Consider the following 4,710-nt stretch of genomic DNA (forward strand, 5'->3'; position numbering starts at 1 on the left):
CCGCACTCATCATTAAATGGAATGACTCCGTATCAGTATTCAAAATCAATTGCATAATCTATTTCATGTTCCAGTTTTTCTTGACCAGGTCATTTAACCACATGATGATTACACTCAAGATAATTCCTAAACCTAGTCCTAATAGCAAAGAAAATTATAAAAAATAGCTATCAACAATCAAAGTGCTTCCTATTTCATATAACAGCCTAGCCCCCTTCGTTATAGCTGCTTTTATATTTAATTATATCGATTTTCAGAGAGGTAATATATAGGGTTTCTGGCCAAATATCAAATCGGTAGGAAACCAACAAAACTTAGCAAAGATATTCAAATTATAAAAGGTTAACATTTAAATAATACGAAATTGTAGGTAAATATACTACAAAGTAGCTATCGAAACAGGACTAAAACGACCACAAACAAGTCTGACTGTTGATACACTATTAAAACCCATTCAACAATCCCTGCAGGGAAAGTACCTGCCTATAAAACAGAAAAACAATTAAAAGAAGCATGGAACCCTAGGTATTCATGCTTCTTTTTCTGTTAGAATCGAATCGTAGAAATTGCATGTTTATAAACCAGTTGACTTTTGTTATCAGCTTCTATCCACACGGCATACCTATCATATCCTTTTAACGTTCCTTTAATATGAAAGCCGTTAACTAAAATTAACGTAATGACACCCTTTTTTGGCATCGCTTCTTGTAACAATCGCTCCTGGAGCGCTACGGTATGTCTGATCATTTCCTTTTTAATCGTCTGTACTTTTCTATCTAACATTTGTTTTCCCCCCTCAGAGTTTTTCCAAATACTGTTCTAACTCTCCCAAGATTTATTTTACTCCCTCTGGACCCAACGTCAGCTTTCCATCCGCTAGTTTAATGTTTTTTATAGACACTTCTCCACTAATAGGACATGCATCGTATCCTTTATATTTCTCTAGGATAATCTTTTCACCTTCTAAAAAGATTTCTAATAAACCTTTTTCGTGAATGGCCAAATGGAATTCTTGCTTCTTTCGGTATCACAATTCGACCTAAATGATTAATCTTTCGCAAAACACCTGTTGATTTAACCTTTCCTTTATCTCCTTTTCAAATGGACTATTTATGTCAGAATTTGTGAAAGTTTTAAGCACTATAGATAGAATTATATTTCTATTCAAAATAAAGGTGAATTACACGGATACAAGCACTCTCTTGTTTTCCTGGAGTCAAGAATTAAATTAATTAGTAGTCCTTGCTATGGTTTATCTTTTTTCTACTAAAAGAAAAATTTTAATTCGGCAAGAAAACCAAATTAGAATACTTACCAACACATATCACCTACATTTTATCATACTTACACTTAAAATGGTTTTGATAACCATTTTTTGTATACGAGCACTTCATTTTACATATAATACGAATAACAATTCCATCACACAAATATCCTTTTCATCTTTATCTTGATTTTCTAAACATAACTAATATCGGGATTGTTTTCATTAATTATTACTTAACTCCATATAAAACAAAGATAAAGCGGGTTAACTTGTACCGTTTTGTCTTTGTTTACATTTATGCTTCTACTTGTTTTACACACAACAAAAATGGTTGCAATGCCTAAATTATCTATAATAAGGTATACCTTTAATCCTGGAGGGATTCTTCCCCCATATCTAATTTCTTTGTTTCCCTGAATTCTGAATTAGGAATCTTACTGCTCCTGAATGCGGGATAAAATCTTACTTCATTTATTCTAGAATAGCCATTCCATCCTAAAACTATATAGAATCATTTTATGATTGCTAATAGAATTTTCATTCCTCCTGAAGGACATGAAGAAATACAGGAAAACGAACTAACATTTCAATGTATCTTTTCACATAATACAAGCCCCAGACAAATTCAAAAATCAAGAGACTTTGAACCATATAGAAAAGATATAGAAGAACCGAAGAAAAATTACGGTTCTAACTGGATAAACAACACAATAAAGGGTGAAAAAAACACCTTACTAAACTAAACAATCGCTAATTGGAACAGCATATAGTATATAAAATGTGCAAAATCTATAATATTAGTAGTAGTTGAACTCCCGATCCATATAAAAAAAGAATTTACATTACCAAGGTACGCACTTAAATAAAAGGAGAATCCTTATGAAATACGTTCACAATTATGAAGATCCAGAAACATATTATTTCCATGCAAAAAACAGATAAGATTCAACAGTCTATATAGAATAGATTAACACCGCACTTTTAGGGGTTTAAACATTTCTTTGTCTATATGTAATTCTAATTAAGAAATATACGGCCTTATTCGTAAAATTGGCAGAATTGTATTATTATTCATTTAAACAAACTTCCCATCAATCCAGTATTTTACAAAACACTATCAAAATAAAAGGGCTCGCTCTATTTTTCCACTCTATTTTGGTAAAATTGCACCTGCTGTTCATGAAAATACGCTTTTTTCTTATTATCTAAAAATTAATAATGCATAGTCAATTTTTGATAAGGACCCCATTTGTAGTATGCCTGATTTACCACCGACTAAGCATATCAATTAGATAATATTTTTGTTTAAGCCGCTCATACCAAAAAATAGCTGTTTCTATATGTCCCTTTCGAAAAAAATGTTCCCACATTCGACAGCTAAACGCCGGATAAGGAACATCTAATACCATTGATTGTAAAGTAAGTTCCAACTCTTTCTCAGGTTATTTAATCATTGTATAACAAGTTGCGAATTGATAATAAATAAACATATTATTTTCTTTGGATAATTTGCAAGTTTATTCGTTGAAATATCAAGAAAGCCTTATTACTTGTAAACTAGTTATATCCTTTTCAACACTCGCTGGATTATTAGTACTTTGCGTAATCCTTAGTTCAAGTTGGTGTGTACCAGGACCTGTACGGATAATGGTTTGATTTACAAGTGTGGATGAACTTATGACAGTTTTACTATCTGGTATTTCCACTGTATCAAGATAAAGCGCCCCTGCAACTGGCTATGTAGTTAAAGCTGTTTGTAAAGCATATAATACTAAATAACTTTGGTTTCCACTTAACATTATTATGCCATCATTTGCCGGATACATAATATCTAATCCTACAATATCAACATTATCAAATGGAATAGAAGCATTTACCTGTACTAGGGCATCAATATCATTTCTTTTTTAAACAGCGTCTCCATCATGCTTTGTACACTCTGATTGACCGCTAAAATATCTTGCAAAGTCCCCCCAGGCCTCGTCTGCCCTGGCAAAGTTCCTAAAGCGAATTGAATTTTTTATCCTTCCGCATTAATAATATGTGATAACCCCATCTCTTCCAGTGCAATAGAAGCCAGCAATAAATTCACCACGTCATCTCGTGTTAAAGATATATTTGGGGTAATGTTTGGCATATTAGGCTGTGACATAGGTTATCCTCCCTTTTTCTTTACAGTTTTTTATCCTTGTTTACACCAAATTATAATTTGGTCCTTAATACCCTATGATAGAAACTAAACAGTTGTTAATACCATTTTTAAAACTCAACAATATTCATATATACGGTTAAATGCCACCTACGTGCGTAATTTCGAAAATAACCTGACAGTTGCCTGCCTCCTCTGGTACCTCTTAAATCATTTTTTGATAAAATATTTTAAGAAGGGTATTGTTATTGCCGATTCTTTTTCACCATTTTTCATCATGTTCCCATTTGTTAAATTTCTTTTTGAATATTCAATCGTATTCTTTATTATGAAAATCCACACAAACTGTTTTAAGACTTTCTATTTTTAATGCAAATTCCGGATGATGTTCTAGTTTTATTCTATGATGGACAACGCGCTGTATCTTCTTACACCGCCGCTCATAGTTGGAACAATTCTTTACTTGCTCATGGAGTCTCCTCTACTCACCACTGTCGTAGAGTTTATACTTTTATTGTTTCGTTTTATATAAATTCATTGGTATTTATCAACTATCTCCTAATAACTCTTGAATAATTTTGTTAATTCCACTTCTCCCAGCCACCATCATTTGTTTTAAGGTTGATTCATACAATATCTCTTCTAGTTCCTCCTCCAGCTGTTCTAGTGAATATTCATCTATACACATCTCCAATTCCTCTCTGCCCAACGCTGTAATGAATGTACTAATAACCATAGCTTTCTCAAGCTTTGTTAGTTCCATTTTCATTCCCCCATTCCCCTCCAACTGTTTCAAATCTCCTATACAGGTTCTTCAATATCCATACATCCGTCCTTCTTTTTAATAAACTAAAAAAGAAGCGTTCTGTCGTTGAGAAATTCCTTTAACTTTTTTAGCCGATCTTCCCTTGATCATCACATTAAATACGTTTTTTTAAATCCATTTTAATGTATTCAATCTTCTCTACTTCTTCTTTCCCATTTGATAAAGTACTATTAGAAGAGCTATCCATCCGCATCCCACTCCTTATTTTCTCAAAATGACCAATTCATCAGATATTGTTATATACTTTGTATATTCATTTTTCATATATATGCTTTTTTTACACGATCAATACATATGAATAAACCATGTTCATATAAAAAAGAGCAACCAAAAGTGAACTGCACCCCAATTGTTAGACACAGTCTAACAATTGGGGTGCAGTTTTTCTATGGCTAAATTTACAGCTGATGAAAAAATACAAATCGTTCTACGTTATTTGAACGGAAATGAAAGTTATCGAGAAATGGG

2 protein-coding genes and 3 pseudogenes are annotated in these 4,710 nt (G+C 32.5%); all 5 read right to left on the minus strand.

Features of this window, described 5'->3' with window-relative positions:
* Positions 1–546: 546 nt before the first annotated feature.
* Complete coding sequence (gene hfq, locus F3I02_RS27025) at positions 547–783, minus strand: RNA chaperone Hfq (protein ID WP_196477900.1); 237 nt, start codon at positions 781–783, stop codon at positions 547–549.
* Between the two features lie 52 nt (positions 784–835).
* Positions 836–1,061, minus strand: a pseudogene (locus tag F3I02_RS27030) (AbrB/MazE/SpoVT family DNA-binding domain-containing protein).
* A gap of 2,088 nt (positions 1,062–3,149) precedes the next feature.
* A pseudogene (locus F3I02_RS35190) lies at positions 3,150–3,419 on the minus strand (alpha-helical endospore appendage domain-containing protein).
* Between the two features lie 307 nt (positions 3,420–3,726).
* A pseudogene (locus F3I02_RS27040) lies at positions 3,727–3,954 on the minus strand (hypothetical protein).
* A 9-nt stretch (positions 3,955–3,963) separates the two neighbouring features.
* Positions 3,964–4,185, minus strand: coding sequence for a hypothetical protein (locus F3I02_RS27045; RefSeq protein WP_196477901.1), 222 nt, complete (start codon positions 4,183–4,185; stop codon positions 3,964–3,966).
* Between the last annotated feature and the right edge of the window lie 525 nt (positions 4,186–4,710).

Origin of the sequence: Bacillus sp. SRB3LM (assembly GCF_015712745.1) — a bacterium.
GTDB classification, from domain to species: domain Bacteria; phylum Bacillota; class Bacilli; order Bacillales; family Bacillaceae_G; genus Bacillus_A; species Bacillus_A thuringiensis_K.